The following is a 22,264-nucleotide window of genomic DNA, read 5'->3' on the forward strand; positions in this document are numbered from 1 at the left end:
AGGATAGCGCCGTCCATCTGAGCGGCACCAGTGATCATGTTCTTCACATAGTCAGCGTGGCCGGGGCAGTCCACGTGAGCGTAGTGGCGGTTGGCAGTTTCGTACTCAACGTGCGAAGTGTTGATCGTGATACCACGAGCCTTTTCTTCGGGGGCGTTGTCGATCTGCGAGTAGTCCTTGGCTTCACCGCCGAAGTGCTTGGACAGCACGGTAGCGATAGCAGCAGTCAGGGTGGTCTTGCCGTGGTCAACGTGACCGATGGTGCCCACGTTCACGTGGGGCTTGGTACGTTCGAACTTTTCTTTTGCCATGATTTCTCCGAAAGAGCAAAAACCTGTGTGATGTTTAAGGTCTGCACCTCATTGCTGACTCGCCCCGCACAGGAAACAGGACGGCATGGGATCGCAGACCGGCAAAAATCGCGGCAATCCTCAAAGGACTGCCGCGATTGGAAGCCGTAGATTATGACGGATTCGTCAAACCTGCGTCAATTACTTGGCGCGGGCAGCAACGATGGCTTCAGCCACGTTACGAGGAGCTTCAGCGTAGTGCTTGAACTCCATGGTGTAGCTGGCACGGCCTTGAGTCATGGAACGCAGCGAAGTGGCGTAGCCGAACATTTCGGACAGAGGCACTTCAGCCTTGATGGCCTTGCCGCCACCAACCATGTCGTCCATACCCTGAACCATGCCGCGACGCGAGGACAGATCGCCCATCACGGTACCAGCGTAGTCTTCGGGCGTTTCCACTTCCACAGCCATCATGGGTTCCAGGATGACGGGGTTGGCCTTGCGGGCAGCTTCCTTGAAACCGAAGATAGCGGCCATCTTGAACGCCATTTCGTTCGAGTCCACATCGTGGTACGAACCGAAGGTCAGACGAACCTTGACGTCCACCACAGGGTAGCCAGCCAGTACGCCGGAAGTCAGAGCTTCGATCACGCCCTTCTCCACCGCAGGGATGTATTCGCGAGGAACCACACCGCCCTTGATTTCGTCGACGAACTCGAAGCCCTTGCCGGCTTCCTGGGGCTCCAGAGTCAGAACCACGTGGCCGTACTGACCCTTACCGCCGGACTGGCGAACGAACTTGCCGTCCACGTCCTTGACCGTGCTGCGGATGGTTTCGCGGTAGGCAACCTGGGGCTTACCCACGTTGGCTTCCACGTTGAATTCGCGCTTCATGCGGTCAACGATGATTTCCAGGTGCAGTTCGCCCATACCGGCGATGATGGTCTGACCGGATTCTTCGTCAGTACGCACGCGGAAGGAAGGATCTTCTGCAGCCAGACGCGACAGAGCGATACCCATCTTTTCCTGGTCGGTCTTGGACTTGGGTTCCACAGCCTGTGCAATCACGGGCTCGGGGAACACCATGCGCTCCAGCACGATAGGCGCGGCGATGTCGCACAGGGTTTCACCGGTGGTCACGTCCTTCAGGCCCACGCAGGCAGCGATGTCGCCGGCACGGATTTCTTCCACTTCCACGCGGTCGTTGGCCATCATCTGCACGATACGGCCGATACGCTCCTTCTTGCCCTTGACGGCATTCAGAACGGTCTCACCCTTGGACAGAACGCCAGAGTACACGCGCACGAAAGTCAGCTGGCCCACGAAGGGGTCGGTCATCAGCTTGAAGGCCAGAGCCGAGAACTTCTCAGCATCGTCAGCCTTGCGGCTCAGCTTCTTCTCTTCGTCATCGGGGTCGGTACCGGTAACGTCAGGGATGTCCACAGGAGCGGGCAGATAGTCGATCACGGCGTCCAGCATGCGCTGCACACCCTTGTTCTTGAACGCGGTGCCGCACAGCATGGGCTGAATTTCGGTGGCCAGGGTACGAGTACGCACGCCGAGCTTCACTTCTTCTTCAGTCAGAGTACCTTCTTCCAGGTACTTGTTCATCAGCTCTTCCGAAGCTTCGGCAGCGGCTTCCACCAGGTTTTCACGCCACTTGTTGGCTGTTTCCACCAGCTCGGCGGGGATGTCCTGGTATTCGAACTTCATGCCCTGGGAAGCTTCGTCCCAGATGATGGCCTTCATCTTGACCAGATCGACCACGCCCTGGAAGTTTTCTTCAGCGCCGATTGGGATCACCACGGGCACAGGGTTCGCGTTCAGGCGAGTCTTCATGCCTTCATAGACCTTGAAGAAGTTGGCGCCGGTACGGTCCATCTTGTTCACGAAGGCCAGACGAGGCACCTTGTACTTGTTGGCCTGACGCCACACGGTTTCGGACTGGGGCTGCACGCCACCCACAGCGCAATACACCATGCAAGCACCGTCCAGCACGCGCATGGAACGTTCCACTTCAATCGTGAAGTCCACGTGACCGGGGGTGTCGATGATGTTGAAACGGTGTTCTGGGTAGGACAGATCCATACCCTTCCAGAAGCAGGTCACAGCAGCCGAAGTAATCGTGATGCCGCGCTCTTGCTCTTGCTCCATCCAGTCGGTCGTAGCAGCACCGTCGTGCACTTCGCCCAGCTTGTGGGTCACACCGGTATAGAACAGGATACGTTCTGTAGTAGTTGTCTTACCTGCGTCAATGTGAGCGGAAATACCGATGTTGCGATAGCGCTCAATGGGGGTCTTGCGAGCCATGATGGATCCTTGCTTGATCGTATGGGAGTACTGCCGGCCCCGCATTGTGCGCAGGAGGCAGCAGCTCTATATGGGGGCGCTCAGAATCGACACAAGGCCGCAGCAAGTTTTTGCATGCGGCCCTGCATCTCGAGCGAGATTCCGATTAGAAGCGGAAGTGGCTGAAGGCCTTGTTGGCTTCGGCCATACGGTGCACTTCGTCACGACGCTTCATGGCGCCGCCACGGCCTTCCGTAGCTTCCAGCAGCTCGTTGGCCAGGCGTTGAGCCATGGACTTCTCGCCACGCTTGCGGGAGGCTTCCTTGATCCAGCGCATGGCCAGAGCCAGACGACGGACGGGACGCACTTCCACGGGCACCTGGTAGTTGGCACCGCCAACACGGCGGGACTTCACTTCAACCATGGGCTTGACGTTGTTGATGGCAACAACGAAAGCTTCCAGAGGGTCCTTGCCAGGATGCTTCTTCTCGATCAGGTCCAGAGCGCCGTAAATGATGCGCTCAGCAACCGCCTTCTTGCCGCCTTCCATGATCACGTTCATGAATTTGGACAGCTCTACATTGCCGAACTTGGGATCCGGCAGGATTTCACGTTTGGGGACTTCGCGACGACGTGGCATTTTTTACCTCTATCTTTGCTTCAGTTGGCATCTTTTCAGATACCGCGAGAGCTATTCAAAACTCTCACTTACTCGACCCGCACAAAACATTCGTGCTCAGGGCCACTACGTTTGACCGCGCCAGTCAGGCGAATCAAACACCGTTTGTTTTCAAAAAACCAGGGCTGATTACTTAGCCTTAGGCTTCTTGGCACCATACTTGGAGCGAGCTTGCTTACGGTCCTTGACGCCTTGCAGGTCCAGGGAACCGCGCACGATGTGGTAACGCACACCGGGCAAGTCCTTCACACGACCACCGCGCACCAGCACAACGCTGTGCTCTTGCAGGTTGTGGCCTTCACCGCCGATGTACGAAATCACTTCGAAACCGTTGGTCAGACGAACCTTGGCCACCTTACGCAGAGCCGAGTTAGGCTTCTTGGGAGTGGTGGTGTACACACGGGTGCACACGCCACGGCGTTGGGGGCAGTTTTCCATAGCAGGGCTCTTGGATTTAACAACTTCTACCGTGCGGCCCTGACGCACGAGTTGGTTAATGGTTGGCATTAATTAAACGTCCCTAAACGTGAATTTGCTTCGTGAAAGCAAAAGGTTTATCCGCAGCAACAGATGCCGATGCGGAAACGTGAATCCCTTCGGAAATTCCGAAAAGCCCTCGAATGTACCAGCTTGTGCAAATCAGCACAACCACCTGTGGGCAATAGCCCCCAGGCAGCAAGACACTTTGCATGACCGACCAAGGGCTATCGCCGGCAGGAGCGCCTCCTGCCTGCCAGGGAACTTACTTGATCCAGAGGCGGATGGTGTCCCACAGACGGCCAAAGAAGCCGGCCTGCTCGACGGCCTCAAGCGCTACCAGCGGCACCTCGGCCACCACATCCGCGCCCGACTTGACCTTGAGCACGCCCATGGACTGGCCCTTGGCGATAGGAGCGATCAGCGGATCCTGGCGCACAACCTCGGTGGTCAGCTTGCCGCCGGTGCCCGAGGGCACGGTCACCACCACGGCGCCGTCGGCCTTGCCGATCTTGACGGCATTGGCAGCGCCCTTCCAGACGGCGGGAGTAGCCACGGGCTGATCGGAATCAAACAGCTTGACAGCATCGAAAGCGGTGTAACCCCAGTTCAACAGCTTCTGGCTTTCGTTGGCACGCGCCTTTTCGCTGGCCGTTCCCAGCACGATGGACAGCAGGCGGCGCTGGCCCACATTGGGCAGGTCGCGCTTGGCCGTGGCCACCAGGCAATAGCCTGCGGCGTTGGTGTGGCCGGTCTTCAGGCCGTCCACGGTGGGATCGCGGAACAGCAAGGCATTGCGGTTGCTGCCGTTGGAGGCAGGCGTGCCGGGGTAGCTGTATTGCTTGGTGGCGTAGTAGTGCATGTACTCGGGGAAGTCATGCATCAATCGCTGGGCCAGGATGGACAGATCACGAGCCGTCGTCAGGTGACCGGGCTCGGTCAGTCCTTCGGGGTTCTTGTAACTGGTGTTCTTCATGCCCAGGGCCTTGGCCTGGTCATTCATCATCTTGACGAAGTTCTCGGCCGTGCCGCCCACAGCCTCGGCCAATGCCATGGTGGCATCGTTGCCGGACTGGATGATCATGCCGCTGAGCAGGTCATTGACGGGCACCTGCATCTTGGGGTCGATGAACATGCGCGAGCCGGGCATCTTCCAGGCGCGCTCGCTCACTGGCATGCGCTGCTCCAGCGTGATTTTCTTGGAGCGCAGGGCGTCGAACACCACATAGGCCGACATCAGCTTGGTCAGCGATGCCTGCTCGACGGGAGCATCGACGTCCTTGGCACCCAGCACCTGGCCGGCAGTAACGTCCACCAGCAGATAGTTGCGGGCTGCAATTTCGGGAGGAACAGGGGCCGCCACCTGTGCCATGGCAAACACGGGCGCCACTGCGGCAGCAACGGCCAGAACACGCAGTGTGGAGTAGATGGGCTTCATGAAGAGGACTCTCGCTAAAGCAAAGGTAAGCGCGGTGATTTACCGTCGGAAACGGCCAAAGCCAAGGATATACCTCGGCCTGGCGCTATGAAAAGGGAGTTAACCAAGACGGGGCAGCAATTCACGTGCGTCAAGGTGTGGGAAATGGCTCTTACAGGGACTTCAGGTGGCGCACCACCAGGCTCTTGAGCAGAGGCAATTGTCCGTGAAAGAAATGGCCGACCTGCGGAATCACGGTAACAGGCAGTATCTGCGGGCGCGCCCAGTCCATCACTGCGGATAGCTCGACGGTGTCGTCCGCCTCGCCGTGGATCACCAGGGTCTGGTCATGGGCCTCGGCAGGCACGGGAGCCACTTCGAAGCGACTGGCGGCGGTGCCTACCAGCACGGCCTTCTGCACCCGGCCTGTACCCCAGAGCTGGGCCAGCGCATGGCTGGTGACGAAAGCGCCGAAGGAAAAGCCGGCCAGAGCTACAGGGCCTTCGGGAGCCACCTGCTGCACCACGGCCAGCAAATCCTGCAGCTCGGCCTTGCCGGCGTCATATTCGCCGGCACTGGCACCCACGCCGCGAAAGTTGAAACGCACGACCGTGTAGCCGCACTGAACAAAGGCACGCGCCAGGGTCTGGACCACCTTGTTGTCCATGGTGCCGCCAAACAGCGGATGCGGATGGGCGATGATGGCCACGCCCTTGGGGCTCTGGCCTTCGACCAGTTGCGGCGCATCGCGCAGGGCCTCAATGGCACCGGCGGTGCCGGTGAGCGTCAGTCGTTCGGTCTGGGAATTCACGATTGCTATCCTAGTTGTAGCTTTTTGCGCTTGCTGTAATTGGGCTGACGCTTGAAAACGCTTAAAGTTCCTGAACAAGCAAGCCCAAAGTCGGCCGCACCAGACAAGCGCCGCCTTGCCGCAAGCCTGTCGAGACGGCCAAAGGACTTAAGGCAGCCAGATCAGCGCCCCACGCTTTCGGGCAGCACCAGGCGCTCGACCACCTTGCCGTTCTTGAGATGGGATTCGACGATTTCATCGATATCGCTGTCGTCGATGAAGGTGTACCAGACAGCCTCGGGATAGACCACGGCCACGGGACCGCCGGCGCAGCGATCCAGGCAGCCGGCCTTGTTCACACGCACCTGCCCCTTTCCGGCAAGCCCCTCTTCCTTGACTTTGCGCTTGCAGTGGTCAAAGCCCGCCTTGGCGCCATGCAGAGCACAGCAGTCCTCACCGTTGGGACGCTCGTTCAGGCAAAAGAAGATATGACGCTGGTAGTAGCCGCCGGCCTGGTCTTGATTCTGGATGTCGCTCATGGTGGATCATTCTAGGCAGGCTGTTGGCGACGTGAGAGTCGAATCACTACATACGCCAGTGTCACGTAAGGCCAGAGCCAGCCCAGCCATTGGCCCAGGCCGTAGAAGCGGATGAAACGGCCTTGCTCCCAGGCCTGCAGGGTCTGGGCGAAGTACACATTCGTCGGCGCCTGATTGAGGATGCTCAGATGCAGCACCAGCACCAGCAGCAATAGCACGGCGCACATGCTGCGCGAGGCAGGCAATGCAATCACGGCCAGACCCAGCCCACCCCAGACACCCAGGCGCACCGGCAGATCCACCCACTCCCAGGCATGGGCCGGACCCCAGCTCAACGCGGCCGACAGTGCTGTCACCCCCACCCCTGCCGCCACCAGAAGCAGTCCGGCCAGCGCGCGGCGGCCCATATGGCGCACGGCGCAATAGGCCAGCAGGCAGGGAATCCACAGCCCCAGCATTACGCATAGCATCTCCGTCACCAGCGACAGCGGCGTCATGGCGAAATCGCCCAGCGGCAGCCAGTCTTCGAACGGCGTGTTCAGCAGCCAGTCCTGCAAGGTGTCGTCGATGCGCTCCAGCACCTGGCCCAGGCCAAACGGCACTGCTGCCGGAAACAGCAGCGCAAACGGCCACAGCGCCAGCAGCACCAGCACGCCAGCACCGCCATCGCCCAGCCACTGGTTGCGAAATGCACTCCAGCGCGAGAGAGCCCCTAGCCTCTCCAGCAGCGCAGCCAGCAAGGCACCGATCAAGGTACCGCCGGCATTGAGCACCAGATCCAGATTGGACGGCACGCGGCGCGGCAGATAGATCTGCAGAAACTCCATGCACAGCGACAGCAGCGTGCCGGCAAGAAAAGCCAGCGGCACGGCCAGCCTTGGCTGGCCCGAGCGCATCAGGGCCAGCGCCAGGAAAAAGCCCAGCGGCGCATAGCCGACGATATTGGTGTTGACGTCGAACCAGGTCCAGTAAGGCGGCGGAATCCTGGCGAACAGGAATACGCTGGGATCGATACCCTGGGCGCGCCAGCCGTCGAACGGGAACAGGCTGGCAAAGACGATGAGCAGGCCATAGACCAGCGCCAGCGGCCAGGCCGAGGTATGGCGCATGGAAATCACCGGCACCGCGGAATCGGACACAGTCGCCTCCTACTCTCAGCGCAAGATTCAGAAGGGCTTGACCACCACCAGAATCACGGCAGCGATCAGCAGCAGCACCGGCACTTCGTTATAGAAACGGAACCAGCGATGACTTTTATGACAGGTGTTGTCCGCCAGCTTGCGCAGCAGCACGGCACAGCTGTGGTGGTAGCCGATGACTAGCAGCACCACGGCCAGCTTGGCATGCAGCCAGCCGCCCGCGAAGCCCCAGCCCAGCCACAGCCACAGGCCCAGCCCCAGCGCGGGCACGGCCAGCATGGTGGTGAAGCGCAGCAGCTTGCGCGCCATCAGCAGCAGGCGCTCGCGTTCGGCCACCGAGCCCGGCGTGACCATGGCGATGTTGACAAAGATGCGCGGCAGGTAGAACAGACCAGCAAACCAGCTGGCGACAAAAACGATGTGAAAGGCTTTGACCCATAGCATGGAGCCAGTGTAAAGGCCTGCGCTGCGCCACAGCCGCTGCGCGCCGCGTCTTTACCTCGAAGCTCGGGCCTTGTCGCGCCGGCCGTCATGGAATAGTCACGCAGCTGCAAGCCAAGCCATGACGAATGGGGCACAATTTTCCCCATGCATTTGTCCAGCCCTACTCCTTTTCCCCAGAATCGTCCGCGCCGCCTGCGCCGCGATGCTTTCACCCGCAATCTGGTGCGCGAGAGCGTGCTGACGCCGCACGACTTCATCTACCCCGTGTTCGTGCATGAAGGTCAGAACAAGCGCGAGGCCGTGCCCTCCATGCCCGGCGTGGACCGCCTGAGCCTGGACCTGCTGCTGCCCGTAGCCGAGGAATGCGTGAAGCTGGAGATTCCCTACCTGGCGCTGTTCCCCGCCATCGAATCCAGCCTCAAGACCCCCGATGGCAAGGAAGCCCTGAACCCCGACGGCCTGATCCCGTGCGTGGTGCGTGCGCTGAAAAAGGAATTCCCCCAGCTGGGCGTGATGACCGATGTGGCCCTGGACCCCTACACCAGCCACGGCCAGGACGGCATCCTCGACGAGAGCGGCTACATCATCAACGATGACACCGTGGAAGTGCTGGTCGGTCAGGCCCTGGCCCATGCCGAAGCCGGCGTGGACATGGTGGCCCCCAGCGACATGATGGACGGCCGCATCGGCGCCATCCGCGAGGCACTGGAGCTGCAAGGCCATATTCACACCCGCATCATGGCCTATAGCGCCAAGTACGCCAGCGCCTTCTACGGGCCCTTCCGCGACGCCGTGGGCACACGCGGCGCCCTGGGCAAGGCCGACAAAAATGTCTACCAGATGGACCCTGCCAACACCGACGAAGCCCTGCGCGAAGTGGCGCAGGACATCGCCGAAGGCGCGGACATGGTCATGGTCAAGCCCGGCATGCCGTATCTGGACGTGGTGCGCCGCGTCAAGGACGAGTTCAAGGTACCGACCTTCGCCTATCAGGTGTCCGGCGAATACGCCATGCTCAAGGCTGCTGCCGCCAACGGCTGGCTCGATCACGACGCCGTGATGATGGAAGCCCTGCTAGCCTTCAAGCGCGCGGGCGCCGACGGCATCCTGACCTACTTTGCCATCGACGCCGCCAAGAAGCTGCGCGGCCTGTAACAAAATTGATAGCTGTCAGCGCAGGTCATGCTTGCGCCTGAGAGCATTTCAGGCATGATCTGACGGCCCGTGCAGCTTGCACGGGCCGTTTTGCATCTGCTTTTTGCACTGACATCGAGACTGCCTATTCCCATGCGTGTGCTGCATATCTCTCCCCTCTATGCCCAGCCTGTTGACGGACTGCCCACGCAGGCGGCAACAACGGGGTTTTACTGGGTCTCCTGCACACGCTCGGAGCTGGAGGCTCAGCTGCCGGCCATTCAGACCATGTTGGTCAGGCTGGGCGGCTCTGCCCTCGTGGACCTGCATGTCTCCGACCTGCTGAATCCCGCAATCCCTTCCAATTACGACTACACCTCGGTGTACGACGTGCTGGTGTTCCGCCGCCTGGCCAACGCCCATCTGCCACCGCTCAATGGAAGCCCCGCCTCGCCAGCCGTGGCCACACCGGCAGGCCTGCCTGCAGTGATGGCAGGCACCGGCAGTGCTGCATCCAGCGCCCCGCCTCCATCGCACAACCCGGCCCACAGCGGCCAGCGCGAAGCGCCGGTGCTACAACGCGTGGAAACCCAGCCCGTGGGCTTTGCGCTGTATGACCAGATCCTGCTGTCCGTGCATCCCGACGGCTGCTTTGTGCTGGAAAACTTCTGGCAACGCCTGATTTCCGGCCCCGCCAAGACTGACAGCCGCCAGGTCAGCACCAAGATGCCCGTGGAGCCTGCCGACCTGATGCTGCGCATGGTCAACGGCATGGTGGACGGCTATCTGGACCTGCGCCGCACACTGACGCGCCAGATCGACCACTGGCAGATGGCACTGCTCAAGCCCAACAAGCGTTTCAGCAACTGGGCCAGCGTGCTCGACGTGCGCCTGGCGCTGCACCAATTGGATGAAATCTGCGAAGACCAGCGTGCCGCCGTGCAGGACTGGACCGAGGCGCTGGAAGGCTGGCCGCCCGAGCACACACCTGCGCGCCAGCATGAGCGCGAACTGCTGCGCGTGCGCTCGCGTGACGTGCTCGAACATATAGAGCGCGTGACCCACCACATTCACCGCATGGAGCAAAGCGCCGAGACCGCCGTGCAGATGCACTTTTCGGCTCAGAGCAACCGCGCCAACGACATCATGCGCACGCTGACCACGGTGACGGCCATCTTTCTGCCTCTGAACCTGATTGCCGGCATCTTCGGCATGAACTTCGAGTTCATCCCGTTCGTGCACAAAAAGGACGGCTTCATCTGGGCGCTGGTGGCCATGGTGTTCATCACCGTGGTGCTGGTGGCCTATTTCTGGCGCCGACGCTATCTGGAAAGCGAAGAAAAAGAATGACCCCCTGAGGCGCTTCCGCGCCTTCCCCCAAGGGGGACGACATCCTCGCTGCGCGGCGGCGCTTGCTTGATGTCTCTGATGGGGGACCGCCCAGCGGCAACGGGCTTTAGATAAAAACAGCTGCTTGCGCTTATATATAAAGCACAAGCAGCTATTGTTTTTATATCAACCCAGATGCTGGGCGAAGAAGGCCAGAGTGCGCTCACCTGCCAACGCTGCAGCGGCTTCGTTGTAGGAGCCGCGCTGATCGCAGTTGAAGCCATGGTCGGCTTCGTAGATATGGACTTCCACCTTGGGCTGGGCCTTCTTGAAGGCTTCGACGGACTCCAGTGAGATGTAATGATCCTTGCTGCCGAAGTGGGCCAGCACCGGGCACAGCGCCTGACGGCTGGCTTCCAGCTCGCCCGTCATGCCGCCACCGTAATAGCAGACTGCAGCCGAGACGCTGGCCAGATTGCAGGCCGAGCGCCAGGTCATGAGGCCGCCCCAGCAAAAGCCCACCACGCCGATCTTGCCGCCAGGCACCAGAGTCGCCGCATGGGCCACGGCAGCTTCCACATCGCGCAGCGCGCCCGGCTCGGGTAGGGCTTCTACCGCGGTCTTGAGCGCAAAGCCGGCCTTCATGTCTTCTTCGCTGTAACCCAGCTCCACATCGGGCTTGACGCGGGCAAACATGGCGGGCGCCACGGCCACATAGCCCTGGGCTGCGTAGCGGTCTGCCACGGAGCGGATATGCGAGTTCACGCCGAAGATCTCCTGCAGCACCACAATGGCACCGCGTGCCTGGCCCTCGGGCATGGCCACATAAGCCGGGGTTTTTGCGCCATCCACGGCTGTCAGTTCAACAAAGCTGCCCATTGCGAAGCTCCTTAACATGGTTCAAAAGGGAAATCCGCGACGCGGCCGCCAGCAATGCTGTAATGGCTGATGCCGCGTCGATGATTCGGCCATTTTTTCACAGGAGTGTTGATGCAAGCTATCTCAGCCCCACAAAAGGCCGACAGTCGCAAGAAGCCCCCCATGCCAGGAGGCGAGCTGTAATGGATATCAAGCCGTTGATCACCCTGGTCGCCATCATCAACCCGCTGGCCATCGTCCCGTTCTTCATCCACTACACGGCCGGCTTCGACGCCGAGCAGCGCTGGCAGACGATTCGCACCGCCGCCTTTGCCGCCTTCTGCGTGATTGCGGTCTGCGCCCTGCTGGGGCTGCAGATTCTGCAGTTCTTCAATATCTCGCTGCAAAGCTTTCAGGTCGGCGGCGGTCTGCTGCTGCTGATCAGCGCGATGAACATGCTCAACGCCCGTCCCGCCGAAGACCGCCCCAACAATGCCACGCTGGCAGCCGGCGTCGAAAAGGCCGCCGAGGGCAACAGCATTGCCGTCGTGCCGCTGACCATTCCGCTGCTGACCGGGCCTGCCGCCATGTCCACCGTGGTGATCTATGCCGATCAGGCGCGCACCATCTGGCAGCATGTGGCGCTGGTCGGTTACGGCGTGGTGGTGGCCGCAGCCATCATGGTGTGCTTTTCATTGGCCCACCCGATTGCCCGCGTACTGGGCAAGACCGGCATCAATGTGATGACCCGGCTCATGGGACTGATTCTGGCCGCGCTGGCCATCGAGGTGATGGCCGGCGGACTGATCAAGATCTTCCCCATCCTGGCCTCCCCGGCGATATACCCTTAACCCAAAAAATACTCCCCCTGAGCGGCTGCGCCGCTTCCCCCAAGGGGGACGGCAGCTTTGCTGCGCGGCGGAGCTTGCTCGCTGTCTCTCTCCTTAGCGCGTGCCAGTTTCAGGCAGTTACCACTTCCATTTTTTCAGTTTCACCACAGGCACCACCACAGCCGGTGATCGGCTCTGCAGGCAAAGCCTCGGGCACCAGCACCGCGCCGGTCACCAGGTCAAAGCCCGCGCGGCGCATATGCAGGGCCAGGGCGGCATCCATGTTCTGCGCATGGTGGCTGAACCACGGACCCAGCTCGGCCGCCATATGGCGGATCGTGGCCAGATCGCCCTGCCCGCCCTTGACCGCCCCCTCGCGCAGCACGGCCAGCACCACCTTGTGCTGCTGGCTGTGGCAGTTGCCCGTGGCAAAGCCCGTGGTCTGCATCCAGCGGTCTTCCTGATCGAAGTGCTGCTGGGTATGGGCAATCAGCTCGTCCCAGAGCGCGCACAGCTGCTCGTCGCCCGCAGCTTCCACCTGGGCCAGCAGGGTGACGAACTCTTCATGCACCGCGTCCATGACGGGAAAATCCAGGATGAGAGCGGCATTCCATTCGAGGCTGGCCATGGCAGTTCCTTGTGCGAGGTTGAGGAACTGGCAGCTTAAGAACAAGGCCCGGCCCGGCCATTGACCCACATCAGCAAAGCAGCTGCCCGCAAGTAACCAGGACTTGCCCGGAATCAACAAAGCCCTGCATGGCAGGGCTTTGGGAGCGGAAATGCCTGGGACTGGTCAGGCCCTAGCGCCCGTAACCCTGCAACCAGCGGCTGAGCTGGACAGCCGCCTCATCCACCGCGCGTGCCATGGCCTGGGCACCGCCGGCTGCGTCGGCCGAGGCAGCCGGAACCTCGACCGTGAACACCTTCTGGCCCAGCAACTGGTTGCCTGCACTCTCGCCGACACCGATCAGGCTGGCGCTCAGGCGCAGCAGCGCACGGCTGTTGCTGGCGTTGTCGAAGACCTGGTTGAACTCGTCCACCGTCACGCGCAGCTGCGCAATCGAGCGCTTGTCGGCCAACAGGGGGCGGACATTGTCCTTGCCCGAAAGCACGGGGCGCTCCAGCCCCAGACGCATGCGCAGGCGCTGCTCCACCATCTGGGCGGGAGGCAGGCTCCAGCGCGCGTTCTGGTAGGCACGCAGTTGCTGGCTGTCGCTGTAGTTCAGACGGTAGAACATGGCCGTCAGGCCCTCGGGCAGGCCCGGAGCCTGGACTTCGGCCAGCACCAGAGGCACCGGCGCCACCAAAGGGGCGGCTGCGTTGGCGGCCGGCGCGGCCAGGTCGGCCACGCCCAGGTCATAGCGCACCGGCTGCGTGGGCGCCGTGGGCAGGCCCGAGCAGGCGGCGAGCGCCAGTACCAGGGAAGAAGCGCCCAGCAATCGCCATGCTCCGCGGCCGGTGAATGAAGTCTTTGTGTCTGCCATATTGATTCCTTTGGGACTTAGGCCAGCCAGGCTGGGCAGCAGGCATTTCCATCGAAAAACAGCCTGCCTGATCCGAATTTGCGCAAGTCGTGTCCTTGTTGCGGCTTCACTTGGCCGGCGCCACGAACCCTGGCTCGCCGGGACCTGGCAAGCCCATTCCCTGGCCGTAGATGACGGATTGCGGGTTGTCATTGAAGCGGCCCGCGGCCGCGCCCATGGTGCGCGCGGCGCGCGAGACATCGTCAGCCGCGCCGTTCATGCGCGGCAAGGTGCTGCGCCCCAGCGACTCGGCCGCCTGCGACAGGGCCTGCGTGCCCTCGGCAATCTGCTGCAGCGGGCCGTCGGGGGCATTGACCTTGCGCACGGTCTGTTGCAGATCGGTCGCCACGCCCGTGGCGGCATTGCCGGCCTTGGTAAGGGACTGCAGGGTCTGGTGCGCATCTGCCGTGATCTGTGGAAAGTCCTTGGCCGTCTTGTTCATGGTCTCGGCCAGATCCTTGATCCCGCCGGATGCGGCAGCGATATTGTCGAGCGCCACGCTCACCCGCTTCTGGTTGTCCTCACCCAGCATGGAATTGAGGCGGCGTGAAATTTCGTCAACCCGCTCCAGCAGCACCGGCCCCTGGTCGGCCAGCATGTTCAGCGGCGATGATTTCATGGGCAGGCGCGGCAGGCCGCTGGGCCCGGGCTTGAGCGGTTGCGAAGACTTGCTGTCATCGTCGAGCTGGATATGGGCCAGCCCCGTCACTCCCTGATAGCCGAGCTGGGCGTAGGTGGCCGGCGTGACCGGCGTGTCCTCGCCCACGGCAATGCGAATCAGCACATTGCCGGAAATCTGCGGATCAAAACCGATGCGCACCACCTTGCCCACGGGCACGCCCTTGTAGCGCACCGTGGCCTGGGGCTGCAGGCCGCTGACTCCGTCCTTGGTGGACATTTCATAGAGCTGGTATTCGCGGTTGTCGCGCGTCAGCCAGACGGCCAGCCCTGCCAGCAGGGTCGCCACCACCAGCACGAAGATGCCGGCAGCCATGGCATGGGACTTGTTTTCCATCAGCTTTCCTCTGCGGCCACGCCGCCTTGCACCGGGGCCATGGCACGGCGGCCACGCTCTCCCTGGAAGAAATGTTCAATAAACGGGTGCTTGATCCGGGCCACGTCGCGCGGAGCTCCGGTGAACAGCACTTTTTTCTCGGCCAGCACGGCCACTCGTGTGGACAGCGCGAACAGCGTATCCAGATCGTGGGTGACCATGATCACGGTCAGGCCCAGCTCTGCATGAATATCGCGCAGCAGCTCGCAGAACTCGTCCGAGCCCTTGGGGTCCAGCCCCGCTGTGGGTTCGTCGAGCAGCAGCAGCGGCGGATCCATCATCAGCGCGCGCGCCAGCGCCACACGCTTGATCATGCCGCCCGACAGGTCCGCAGGCATGCGCGAGGCATGCTCGGGCTTGAGGCCCACCATCTGCAGCTTGACCATGGCCGCATCGCGCACCACGGCATCGGGCAAGGTGCCCTGCTCACGCAGCGCAAATGCGATGTTGTCGAGCACGTTGAAGGCCGAATACAGCGCACCCTGCTGGAACAGCATGCCCACCTGACTCGCCGCCAGCTCGCCGCTGATGACTTCGCGCGAGGGCCGGCCATCCACGGTCACCGTGCCGCGCGATGGCGAGAGCAGCCCCAGTATCTGGCGCAGCAGCACCGTCTTGCCCGTGCCGGAGCCGCCCACCAGGGCCAGAATCTCGCCCGGGTAGACATCGAAGTTCAAGTCCTGGTGCACGGCAAAGCGCGACTCGCCCTCGCCGAACTCGGTCCACAGGTCCACTGCCTGCACCAGGGGCTTCACATCCTGCGGCGGCGCGTAATCGCCCACGGCACCCTCGATACGGCGGTTGAGCATCACCTCTGTCATTGGCGTGCCCCCCGCTGCACGAGGCTGGCGCGACCCAAGCCAGAAACGCCGAGCAAGGGCCGCCCCGCAGCGAAGGTGTCGTCCCCTTGGGGGGAAGCGGCGAAGCCGCACAGGGGGTAGTTCATCCTAAAAGCCCACGTTTCTGAAGAGGATGGCAAAGATGGCATCCACGATGATGACCATGGTGATGGATGACACCACCGCCGCCGTGGTGCCGCGACCCAGGCTCTGGGTATTGGGCTCTACCTTCAGGCCCCAATGGCAGCCGATCAAGGCAATCAGCACGCCAAACACCACGGACTTGCCCATGGCCAGCACCAGATTGCCGACCTTCACGGCCGCAGGCAGGCTTTGCACAAAATAGGAGGGCGTGATGTCCATGGTCAGGTCCGCCGCGACCATGCCGCCAGCCAGTGCCGCAAGAATGGTCCACAACGCCACCAGCGGCATGGACACGGCCAGCGCCAGCGCACGCGGCAGCACCAGCCGGTAGCCCTGGGAAATGCCCATGACCTGCATGGCGTCGAGCTCCTCGGTCACGCGCATCACGCCGATCTGCGCCGTGATGGCCGAGCCGCTGCGCCCCGCCACCAGAATCGCCGCCAGCAGCGGCCCGAGCTCGCGGATCAGCGAAATGCCAAGAATGTTGACAATAAAGGATTCGGCCCCGAACTGGCGCAGCTGCAGCGCCATCAGATAGGCCAGCACCACGCCGATCAGAAAGCCGACCAGCGCCGTGATCGGCAAGGCTGTCGCTCCCGTTGCATAGAGATGGCCCGAAATATCGCGCCAGGGGCCGCGAAGCGGGTTGCGCAGCAGGCGCAGGCAGTCCAGCAGCAACTGGCCGACCAGCTGGATCAAGTTGGAAAAGTGCCCGCAGGCATCGATCACCATCTGACCCAGCCGATTGACCTCGCACATCCATCCCGAGGGCTCGGGCTTGGACTCGGGCACTTCGCTGAACCTGGCCACACGCTCCAGCATGGAGCGCTGGGTCTTGGTCGTCAGCAGTTGGGCCGGCCAGGCCTTGCCCCATTGCTCCCACAGCAACTGGGCACCGATATGGTCGAACCAGACCATTTGCTGCAAATCCCAGGCCGCGCCCTTGGGCACGGCCCTGATCTGCGGCGCCAGCCGGCGCCAGATATGGCGGTCGCCCAGCTCGGCGGCACTCCAGCGGCCCGCAGGCACGGCCCATTGCTGACCTTCGCGGGACTGCAGCGGGCATTGAGGTAGTTGGTCTGAGCTGGGCAAAGAAAAGCTTCCTAGGACATGGGGGAGACGGGCTGACCGCAGGGGCCAGCATAACGCGCCAAGCGAGGAGCATGCCAAACGCAGCACGTAGGCCGCTGCCGCATGCCACGCAATGATAGCGTTGCAATTTTTATCAAAAATCCGCGAAAGTCAAAACCAGCACTGCGCCGACAGCTTCCAAAACAGGAGTATGCGAGCGCTTTCCCTATCGACACCCGCAAGCTCATCACACCTAATGAACCAGCCTTTTTGCCCATGACTGCCTGATGCTCTGGCCTCTGCGCCTAGCTGTACCGGCCTTTTGATCTGCCCATGAGTGATACCCAGTTCGACTACATCGTCATCGGCGGCGGCACAGCAGGTTCGCTGCTGTGCAACCGTCTCACCCGCAACAAGAATCACCGGATTCTGCTGATCGAAGCCGGCGGCAAGGATGACTACCACTGGATCCACATCCCCGTCGGCTATCTCTATTGCATAGGCAACCCGCGCACCGACTGGCTCTATCAGACCGAGCCCGACCCCGGCCTCAACGGTCGCAGCCTGCGCTATCCGCGCGGCAAGACACTGGGCGGCTGCTCCAGCATCAACGGCATGATCTATATGCGCGGCCAGGCCCGCGACTATGAGCAATGGGCCGAGCTCACCGGCGACGACACCTGGCGCTGGGAGCAGGTCCTGCCGGCTTTCAAACAGCATGAAGACCATTGGCGTCTCGACGCCGGCGGCAGCGCCAGCGAAGAGTTCATGCGCCTGCACGGCAGCAAGAGCACCGGCGGCAGCGGCGAGTGGCGCGTGGAAAAGCAGCGTCTGCGCTGGGACATACTCGACGCCTTTGCCCAGGCCGCGCAGCAGGCCGGCATTCCGGCCACCGACGACTTCAACCGCGGCTGCAACGAGGGCGTAGGCTACTTCGAGGTCAATCAGAAGTCAGGTCTGCGCTGGAACACTGCCAAGGCATTTCTGCGCCCCACCTGCTATGGCCGTCCCAACTTCGAGATGTGGACCCGCGCCCAGGTGCGCCAGCTGATTCTGGAAGATCTGCCGGACGGCAGCCAGCGCTGCACCGGCGCCGAAGTCTGGACCGGAGAGGAGATGGTGACTGTGCAGGCCGGGCGCGAGGTGCTGCTCTGCGCGGGTGCGGTCAACTCGCCGCATATTCTGCAGCTGTCGGGCATAGGCCCCGGCGAATTGCTGCAGCGCCATGGGATGGCTGTGCGCCGCGATCTGCCCGGCGTGGGCGCCAATCTGCAGGACCATTTACAAATCCGCTCGGTCTACAAGGTGCAGAACGCCAAGACGCTCAACACCATGGCCGGCAGTCTCTGGGGCAAGGCGGCCATCGCCCTGGAATACGCGCTCAAGCGCAGCGGCCCCATGAGCATGGCGCCTTCGCAACTCGGTGCCTTTACACGCAGCAATCCGGCATTGGCCCACCCCAATCTGGAATATCACGTGCAACCGCTGTCGCTGGATGCCTTTGGCGAGCCGCTGCACGACTTTGCCGCCTTCACCGCCAGCGTCTGCAACCTCAACCCCAGCAGCCGCGGCACGGTGCAACTGCAAAGCGCGGATTTCCGCCAGGCTCCGGCCATCGCACCCCATTACCTCTCCACGCAAGAAGACCGGCAGGTGGCGGCAGACAGCCTGCGCGTCACGCGGCGCATCGTCAGCCAGCCGGCGCTTGCGCGCTTCCAACCCGAAGAGTTCAAGCCCGGTGCTCAATACCAGAGCGACGAAGAGCTGGCGCGTCTGGCCGGTGATATCGCCACCACCATCTTCCACCCCGTAGGCACGACCAAGATGGGACGCGCCGACGACCCGATGGCAGTCCTGGACAGCCGTTTCAAGGTGCGAGGCGTGCAGGGTCTGCGCGTGGTCGATGCCGGCGCCATGCCCACCATCACCAGCGGCAATACCAACAGCCCGACGCTGATGATGGCCGAGAAGGCGGCGCAGTGGATTCGTGACGCGACCTGAAAAACGGCCTCTCGAAAAGCCGAGCGATTCACTGCGAAAAGCCCGTCAGCGCCCGAAATTCGCTCTGGAGCGCAACGTCTGTCCGAGCGGAAGAATTCCGCGCGGCGTCATGCCCCATGAATCAAAGCCCTCAGAGATCTTTTGCTTATAAGCATATGACGCTATTGTTTTTGAAATATCTCAAAACTCATAAGGATGTCACGAAACTTTCTGATTCATTTGTCAGACGTTTTTGATATAACCCAAGGGAATTCCCCAATGCACCACACAGGTGCAGCCCTTACATTCTCGTCACTCTCGCTGCTCCACGAAGCAGCATGGAGGGCCGAGGAGACAACTCGACACAACCAGACCAATACATATAAAAGCATCAAAGATGCGTTCAAAAGCGCCCCACAGTGGGCGCTTTTTTTATGCCTGCGCACAGGCTTGAGGCAGCGGTGCGACAATGCCGGCGCCATCCTCGGGCATTCAAGCCCGCTCTCTCCCTGGCTTCTTCATCCCGCCTCCGGCAGCGCCGCCCAGCGGCAACGCGCGTTGCTCACGGCATGCACCAATTGCAGGCATTTGCTCCATGGAATGGATTCTTGTTTCCCTCGCCTCGGCCCTGGCCGGGTTTGTTGACGCCATCGTGGGAGGCGGCGGACTGATTCTGGTGCCGGCCATGTTTGCAGCCTTCCCCACCACCACGCCCGCCACGCTGTTTGGCACTAACAAAAGCGCCGCCGTCTGGGGCACGGCCATTTCCGCCTGGCAGTACAGCAAGCGTGTGCATATCACCTGGGCTACGCTGCTGCCCGCCATCGGCACGACGCTGGTGGGAGCTTTTCTCGGAGCCTGGGCCGTCACGTTGATTTCGCCCGATTTTCTGCGCAAGCTGCTGCCCTTCATCCTGCTGGGCGTGCTGGGCTACACCCTGGCCAAAAAAGAGCTGGGCCGCGACCACGAGCCGCGCCTGGCAGGGCGCACCGAGATGTTGACCGCCAGCGCCATCGGCCTGCTGATCGGTTTCTACGACGGCTTCTTCGGCCCGGGCACAGGCAGCTTCTTCGTGTTCCTGTTCGTGCGCCTGCTGGGCTATGACTTCCTCAACGCCTCGGCCAGCGCCAAGCTGCTGAACCTTGCCTCCAACGCCGCGGCACTGCTGCTGTTCACTCTCAAGGGCCATGTCTGGTGGCACTTTGCGATTCCGCTGGCCGTGGCCAATGTGCTGGGCAGCATGCTGGGCACCTGGATGGCCTTGCGTCACGGCACGGGCTTTGTGCGCACGATTTTCATCGGCGTGGTCAGCCTGCTGATTCTGAAAACTGGCTATGACGCTTTTCTGCGTTAAACCATTACACAGCAAGCGTTAATAGCTATCAATTTATCAAGGTGCTGTTTCGTCGTCGGACAGCACCGAGATATCTTCCACACGGCGCGGCGTGCCGATCGGTGCGCCTGCCTTGCCCTGGCGCACGGCAGCGATATCAGCCTCGCTGGGATAGTTGCCCACCAGCCAGTAGTCCAGTATGCGGCGTGCGATAGGTGCGGCAGCCGCTGCACCGAAGCCTGCATTCTCCACAATCACGGCCACGGCAATCCTGGGCGCTTCGGCCGGGCCGTAGGCGATATAGAGCGAATGGTCGCGCTGGTACTCGGCCAGACGCGCAGCGTTGTACTTTTCCTTCTGGCCCACGCTTACTGCCTGGGCCGTGCCGGTCTTGCCACCCGACAGATAGCTGGCACTGCCGAAGACGCCGCGGCCCGTGCCGCCAGTCACCACTCCCACCATGCCACGCTTGACGGCATCGACATTGCTCTGCTTGTAGCCCAGGTTGACGGATGCCGGCTGAACAATGGCCGTGCGCGTACCGGTGACGGAGTCGATCAGCTCCTTGCCCACATGGGGCGTGAAGCTCAAGCCGTTGTTGACCAGCGTGGCCAGCGCATGCGAGAGCTGGAGGATGGTGAAGTTGTTGTAGCCCTGGCCGATGCCCAGGGAGATCGTCTCGCCTGCAAACCATTGCTGCTGGGCGGCGCGCTTGTAGGTCTTGCGCTTCCACTCCTTGCTGGGCAGCACGCCGCGCACCTCGCCGGGCAGGTCGATGCCGGTGATCTGGCCAAAGCCCAGCGGCTTCATGAAGTCGTGGATCGCATCCACGCCCATCTCGTTGGCCAGCGTGTAGAAATAGACGTTGCTGGAATGCTGGATGGCGCGCGCCAGATCCACCGGGCCCAGCGCATGGCCGGAGCGGAAGGTGTGGCCGCCGAAAGTCCAGGAGCCGCCGTCCTGGATCACCGTGCCCGGCGTGCGCTTGCCGGTCTCTATGCCCGCCAGGCCCATGAAGGGCTTGTAGGTCGAGCCCACGGGATAGGTTCCGCGCATGGAGCGATTGAGCAAGGGGCGATCCAGCGATTCGTTGAGCGCCTTCCAGCTTTCCTGGTCGATGCCGTCGACAAACAGATTCGGGTCGTAGGTCGGCTTGCTGACCATGGCCAGCACCTCGCCATTGCGCGGGTCCATGGCGATGGCCACGCCACGGCGGTTGCCGTAGAGGTCTTCCACCATCTTCTGCAGCTTGATGTCCACCGACAGCTGCAGGCTGTGTCCCGGCGTGGCAGGGCGACTACCCAGACGACGCACGGCATGGCCGCCAGCCGAGGTTTCCATTTCCTCCCAGCCGGTCTGGCCGTGGAGCTGCAGTTCATAGCTCTTTTCGGCACCCAGCTTGCCCATGACCTCGGTGCCACGGTAGTTGGCGGCATCGTCGGAGTCATCGATCTCTTCCTTTTCCCTTTGATTGATACGACCGATGTATCCGATCAAATGGCTGCCGGTCTCCTTGAGCGGGTAGGTGCGAAACAGGCGGGCCTTGATGTCCACACCCGGAAAGCGATAGCGCTGGGCCGCAAACTTGGCAACTTCCTCATCCGTCAGGCGCGAGCGGATAGGAATCGACTCAAAGCTCTTGGAGTCATCCATGAGCCGCTTGAACTTGCGGCGGTCGCGCGGCGTGATCTCAATGACCCCGGACAGCCCTTCGATGGTCTCGTCCAGATCCTCGACCTTGGAGCGTGTGATCTCCAGCGTATAGGCCGAGTAATTGGTCGCCAGCACCACGCCGTTGCGGTCCAGGATCTGGCCCCGGTTGGGCACGATGGGGACCACCGCCGTGCGATTGCTCTCGGCCCGCTCGGCAAACTCCTCATGGCGCTCAACCTGCAGCACCAGCAGACGCCAGACCAGCAGACAGAACGCCAGAAATACCACGCAGCCCATGACGACTGCACGCATCCGGAAGCGCTGCAGCTCGACTTCGGTGTTGCGAATCTCCATCATGCGCAGGCTCCCCGCACGCCAAGCCAGTGACTGCAAGCAAGGGCCGCCCCGCAGCGAGGCAGTCGTCCCCCCCCGCGAAGCGAGAGGGGGAAAGG

Annotated in this window: 21 protein-coding genes; 5 read left to right on the top strand and 16 right to left on the bottom strand. The window is 62.1% G+C overall.

Features of this window, described 5'->3' with window-relative positions; all coding sequences use genetic code 11:
* The 9 genes from CSE6_RS23000 to CSE6_RS23040 all read right to left on the bottom strand — a co-directional run.
* The coding region (locus CSE6_RS23000; RefSeq protein ID WP_238585785.1) for a GTP-binding protein at nucleotides 1–311 on the bottom strand (311 nt) is incomplete at its 3' end.
* Nucleotides 312–491: 180 nt separating this feature from the next.
* Complete coding sequence (gene fusA, locus CSE6_RS23005) at nucleotides 492–2,600, bottom strand: elongation factor G (RefSeq protein WP_003064006.1); 2,109 nt, start codon at nucleotides 2,598–2,600, stop codon at nucleotides 492–494.
* A 145-nt stretch (nucleotides 2,601–2,745) separates the two neighbouring features.
* Nucleotides 2,746–3,219 carry a 30S ribosomal protein S7 gene (rpsG, locus tag CSE6_RS23010; RefSeq protein ID WP_003059438.1) on the bottom strand — a complete coding sequence of 158 codons (474 nt, stop codon included), beginning with the start codon at nucleotides 3,217–3,219 and terminating at the stop codon, nucleotides 2,746–2,748.
* 168 nt (nucleotides 3,220–3,387) lie between these two features.
* Nucleotides 3,388–3,765: a 30S ribosomal protein S12 gene (rpsL, locus tag CSE6_RS23015; protein ID WP_003059441.1), complete on the bottom strand. Its 378-nt coding sequence runs from the start codon at nucleotides 3,763–3,765 to the stop codon at nucleotides 3,388–3,390.
* A gap of 235 nt (nucleotides 3,766–4,000) precedes the next feature.
* Entirely contained in the window at nucleotides 4,001–5,173 is a 1,173-nt protein-coding gene (locus CSE6_RS23020) for a D-alanyl-D-alanine carboxypeptidase family protein (RefSeq protein ID WP_003064007.1), read from the bottom strand.
* 151 nt (nucleotides 5,174–5,324) lie between these two features.
* On the bottom strand, nucleotides 5,325–5,963 hold the full coding sequence (locus CSE6_RS23025; RefSeq protein WP_003064008.1) for an alpha/beta hydrolase: 639 nt from the start codon (nucleotides 5,961–5,963) through the stop codon (nucleotides 5,325–5,327).
* A gap of 161 nt (nucleotides 5,964–6,124) precedes the next feature.
* Entirely contained in the window at nucleotides 6,125–6,481 is a 357-nt protein-coding gene (locus tag CSE6_RS23030; RefSeq protein ID WP_034357909.1) for a ferredoxin, read from the bottom strand.
* Nucleotides 6,482–6,492: 11 nt separating this feature from the next.
* The gene (locus tag CSE6_RS23035) at nucleotides 6,493–7,590 is read right to left on the bottom strand and encodes a VanZ family protein (protein ID WP_059441599.1); all 1,098 of its coding nucleotides are present in this window, start codon (nucleotides 7,588–7,590) and stop codon (nucleotides 6,493–6,495) included.
* A 57-nt stretch (nucleotides 7,591–7,647) separates the two neighbouring features.
* Nucleotides 7,648–8,064 carry a CopD family protein gene (locus CSE6_RS23040; protein ID WP_003064013.1) on the bottom strand — a complete coding sequence of 139 codons (417 nt, stop codon included), beginning with the start codon at nucleotides 8,062–8,064 and terminating at the stop codon, nucleotides 7,648–7,650.
* Between the two features lie 144 nt (nucleotides 8,065–8,208).
* Between CSE6_RS23040 and hemB the strand changes: the two genes are divergently transcribed.
* Together hemB and CSE6_RS23050 are read left to right on the top strand one after the other, a co-directional pair.
* Nucleotides 8,209–9,219 carry a porphobilinogen synthase gene (gene hemB, locus CSE6_RS23045; protein ID WP_059441581.1) on the top strand — a complete coding sequence of 337 codons (1,011 nt, stop codon included), beginning with the start codon at nucleotides 8,209–8,211 and terminating at the stop codon, nucleotides 9,217–9,219.
* Nucleotides 9,220–9,351: 132 nt separating this feature from the next.
* Nucleotides 9,352–10,548 carry a magnesium transporter CorA family protein gene (locus CSE6_RS23050; protein WP_059441582.1) on the top strand — a complete coding sequence of 399 codons (1,197 nt, stop codon included), beginning with the start codon at nucleotides 9,352–9,354 and terminating at the stop codon, nucleotides 10,546–10,548.
* Nucleotides 10,549–10,713: 165 nt separating this feature from the next.
* Here the strand turns inward: CSE6_RS23050 and CSE6_RS23055 are convergent, their stop codons facing one another.
* Nucleotides 10,714–11,406 (bottom strand): dienelactone hydrolase family protein, encoded by a 693-nt coding sequence (locus CSE6_RS23055; RefSeq protein WP_034357900.1) that lies wholly within the window; start codon nucleotides 11,404–11,406, stop codon nucleotides 10,714–10,716.
* 182 nt (nucleotides 11,407–11,588) lie between these two features.
* On the opposite strand from CSE6_RS23055, the gene CSE6_RS23060 reads away from it, so the two are divergent.
* The gene (locus CSE6_RS23060; RefSeq protein ID WP_003059455.1) at nucleotides 11,589–12,236 is read left to right on the top strand and encodes a MarC family protein; all 648 of its coding nucleotides are present in this window, start codon (nucleotides 11,589–11,591) and stop codon (nucleotides 12,234–12,236) included.
* Between the two features lie 109 nt (nucleotides 12,237–12,345).
* Here the strand turns inward: CSE6_RS23060 and CSE6_RS23065 are convergent, their stop codons facing one another.
* The 5 genes from CSE6_RS23065 to CSE6_RS23085 form a co-directional block, all read right to left on the bottom strand.
* Nucleotides 12,346–12,843: a hemerythrin domain-containing protein gene (locus tag CSE6_RS23065; protein ID WP_059441583.1), complete on the bottom strand. Its 498-nt coding sequence runs from the start codon at nucleotides 12,841–12,843 to the stop codon at nucleotides 12,346–12,348.
* Nucleotides 12,844–13,015: 172 nt separating this feature from the next.
* Nucleotides 13,016–13,699: an ABC-type transport auxiliary lipoprotein family protein gene (locus CSE6_RS23070; protein WP_034357896.1), complete on the bottom strand. Its 684-nt coding sequence runs from the start codon at nucleotides 13,697–13,699 to the stop codon at nucleotides 13,016–13,018.
* A 106-nt stretch (nucleotides 13,700–13,805) separates the two neighbouring features.
* Nucleotides 13,806–14,753 (bottom strand): MlaD family protein, encoded by a 948-nt coding sequence (locus tag CSE6_RS23075; protein ID WP_059441584.1) that lies wholly within the window; start codon nucleotides 14,751–14,753, stop codon nucleotides 13,806–13,808.
* Nucleotides 14,753–15,613, bottom strand: coding sequence for an ABC transporter ATP-binding protein (locus CSE6_RS23080; RefSeq protein WP_370545609.1), 861 nt, complete (start codon nucleotides 15,611–15,613; stop codon nucleotides 14,753–14,755). The genes CSE6_RS23075 and CSE6_RS23080 overlap by 1 nt, the downstream gene beginning before the upstream one ends.
* Nucleotides 15,614–15,739: 126 nt before the next feature.
* On the bottom strand, nucleotides 15,740–16,867 hold the full coding sequence (locus CSE6_RS23085; RefSeq protein ID WP_003070415.1) for an ABC transporter permease: 1,128 nt from the start codon (nucleotides 16,865–16,867) through the stop codon (nucleotides 15,740–15,742).
* Nucleotides 16,868–17,179: 312 nt separating this feature from the next.
* On the opposite strand from CSE6_RS23085, the gene CSE6_RS23090 reads away from it, so the two are divergent.
* Nucleotides 17,180–18,847, top strand: a complete 1,668-nt coding sequence (locus CSE6_RS23090; protein ID WP_059441585.1) for a GMC family oxidoreductase — start codon at nucleotides 17,180–17,182, stop codon at nucleotides 18,845–18,847.
* A 574-nt stretch (nucleotides 18,848–19,421) separates the two neighbouring features.
* Entirely contained in the window at nucleotides 19,422–20,180 is a 759-nt protein-coding gene (locus tag CSE6_RS23095) for a TSUP family transporter (RefSeq protein WP_003074636.1), read from the top strand.
* A gap of 36 nt (nucleotides 20,181–20,216) precedes the next feature.
* Here the strand turns inward: CSE6_RS23095 and mrdA are convergent, their stop codons facing one another.
* Nucleotides 20,217–22,169, bottom strand: coding sequence for a penicillin-binding protein 2 (gene mrdA, locus CSE6_RS23100; RefSeq protein WP_059441586.1), 1,953 nt, complete (start codon nucleotides 22,167–22,169; stop codon nucleotides 20,217–20,219).
* Nucleotides 22,170–22,264: the final 95 nt, after the last annotated feature.

This window comes from Comamonas sp. E6 (genome assembly GCF_001010305.1).
Lineage (GTDB): Bacteria > Pseudomonadota > Gammaproteobacteria > Burkholderiales > Burkholderiaceae_C > Comamonas > Comamonas thiooxydans.

Coding starts and splice junctions, on each gene's coding strand:
- fusA (WP_003064006.1), bottom strand. CDS start 2,600: ATGGCTCGCAAGACCCCCATTGAGCGCTATCGCAACATCGGTATTTCC.
- rpsG (WP_003059438.1), bottom strand. CDS start 3,219: ATGCCACGTCGTCGCGAAGTCCCCAAACGTGAAATCCTGCCGGATCCC.
- rpsL (WP_003059441.1), bottom strand. CDS start 3,765: ATGCCAACCATTAACCAACTCGTGCGTCAGGGCCGCACGGTAGAAGTT.
- CSE6_RS23020 (WP_003064007.1), bottom strand. CDS start 5,173: ATGAAGCCCATCTACTCCACACTGCGTGTTCTGGCCGTTGCTGCCGCA.
- CSE6_RS23030 (WP_034357909.1), bottom strand. CDS start 6,481: ATGAGCGACATCCAGAATCAAGACCAGGCCGGCGGCTACTACCAGCGT.
- CSE6_RS23035 (WP_059441599.1), bottom strand. CDS start 7,590: ATGCGCCATACCTCGGCCTGGCCGCTGGCGCTGGTCTATGGCCTGCTC.
- CSE6_RS23040 (WP_003064013.1), bottom strand. CDS start 8,064: ATGCTATGGGTCAAAGCCTTTCACATCGTTTTTGTCGCCAGCTGGTTT.
- hemB (WP_059441581.1), top strand. CDS start 8,209: ATGCATTTGTCCAGCCCTACTCCTTTTCCCCAGAATCGTCCGCGCCGC.
- CSE6_RS23050 (WP_059441582.1), top strand. CDS start 9,352: ATGCGTGTGCTGCATATCTCTCCCCTCTATGCCCAGCCTGTTGACGGA.
- CSE6_RS23055 (WP_034357900.1), bottom strand. CDS start 11,406: ATGGGCAGCTTTGTTGAACTGACAGCCGTGGATGGCGCAAAAACCCCG.
- CSE6_RS23060 (WP_003059455.1), top strand. CDS start 11,589: ATGGATATCAAGCCGTTGATCACCCTGGTCGCCATCATCAACCCGCTG.
- CSE6_RS23065 (WP_059441583.1), bottom strand. CDS start 12,843: ATGGCCAGCCTCGAATGGAATGCCGCTCTCATCCTGGATTTTCCCGTC.
- CSE6_RS23070 (WP_034357896.1), bottom strand. CDS start 13,699: ATGGCAGACACAAAGACTTCATTCACCGGCCGCGGAGCATGGCGATTG.
- CSE6_RS23075 (WP_059441584.1), bottom strand. CDS start 14,753: ATGGAAAACAAGTCCCATGCCATGGCTGCCGGCATCTTCGTGCTGGTG.
- CSE6_RS23080 (WP_370545609.1), bottom strand. CDS start 15,613: ATGACAGAGGTGATGCTCAACCGCCGTATCGAGGGTGCCGTGGGCGAT.
- CSE6_RS23090 (WP_059441585.1), top strand. CDS start 17,180: ATGAGTGATACCCAGTTCGACTACATCGTCATCGGCGGCGGCACAGCA.
- CSE6_RS23095 (WP_003074636.1), top strand. CDS start 19,422: ATGGAATGGATTCTTGTTTCCCTCGCCTCGGCCCTGGCCGGGTTTGTT.
- mrdA (WP_059441586.1), bottom strand. CDS start 22,169: ATGATGGAGATTCGCAACACCGAAGTCGAGCTGCAGCGCTTCCGGATG.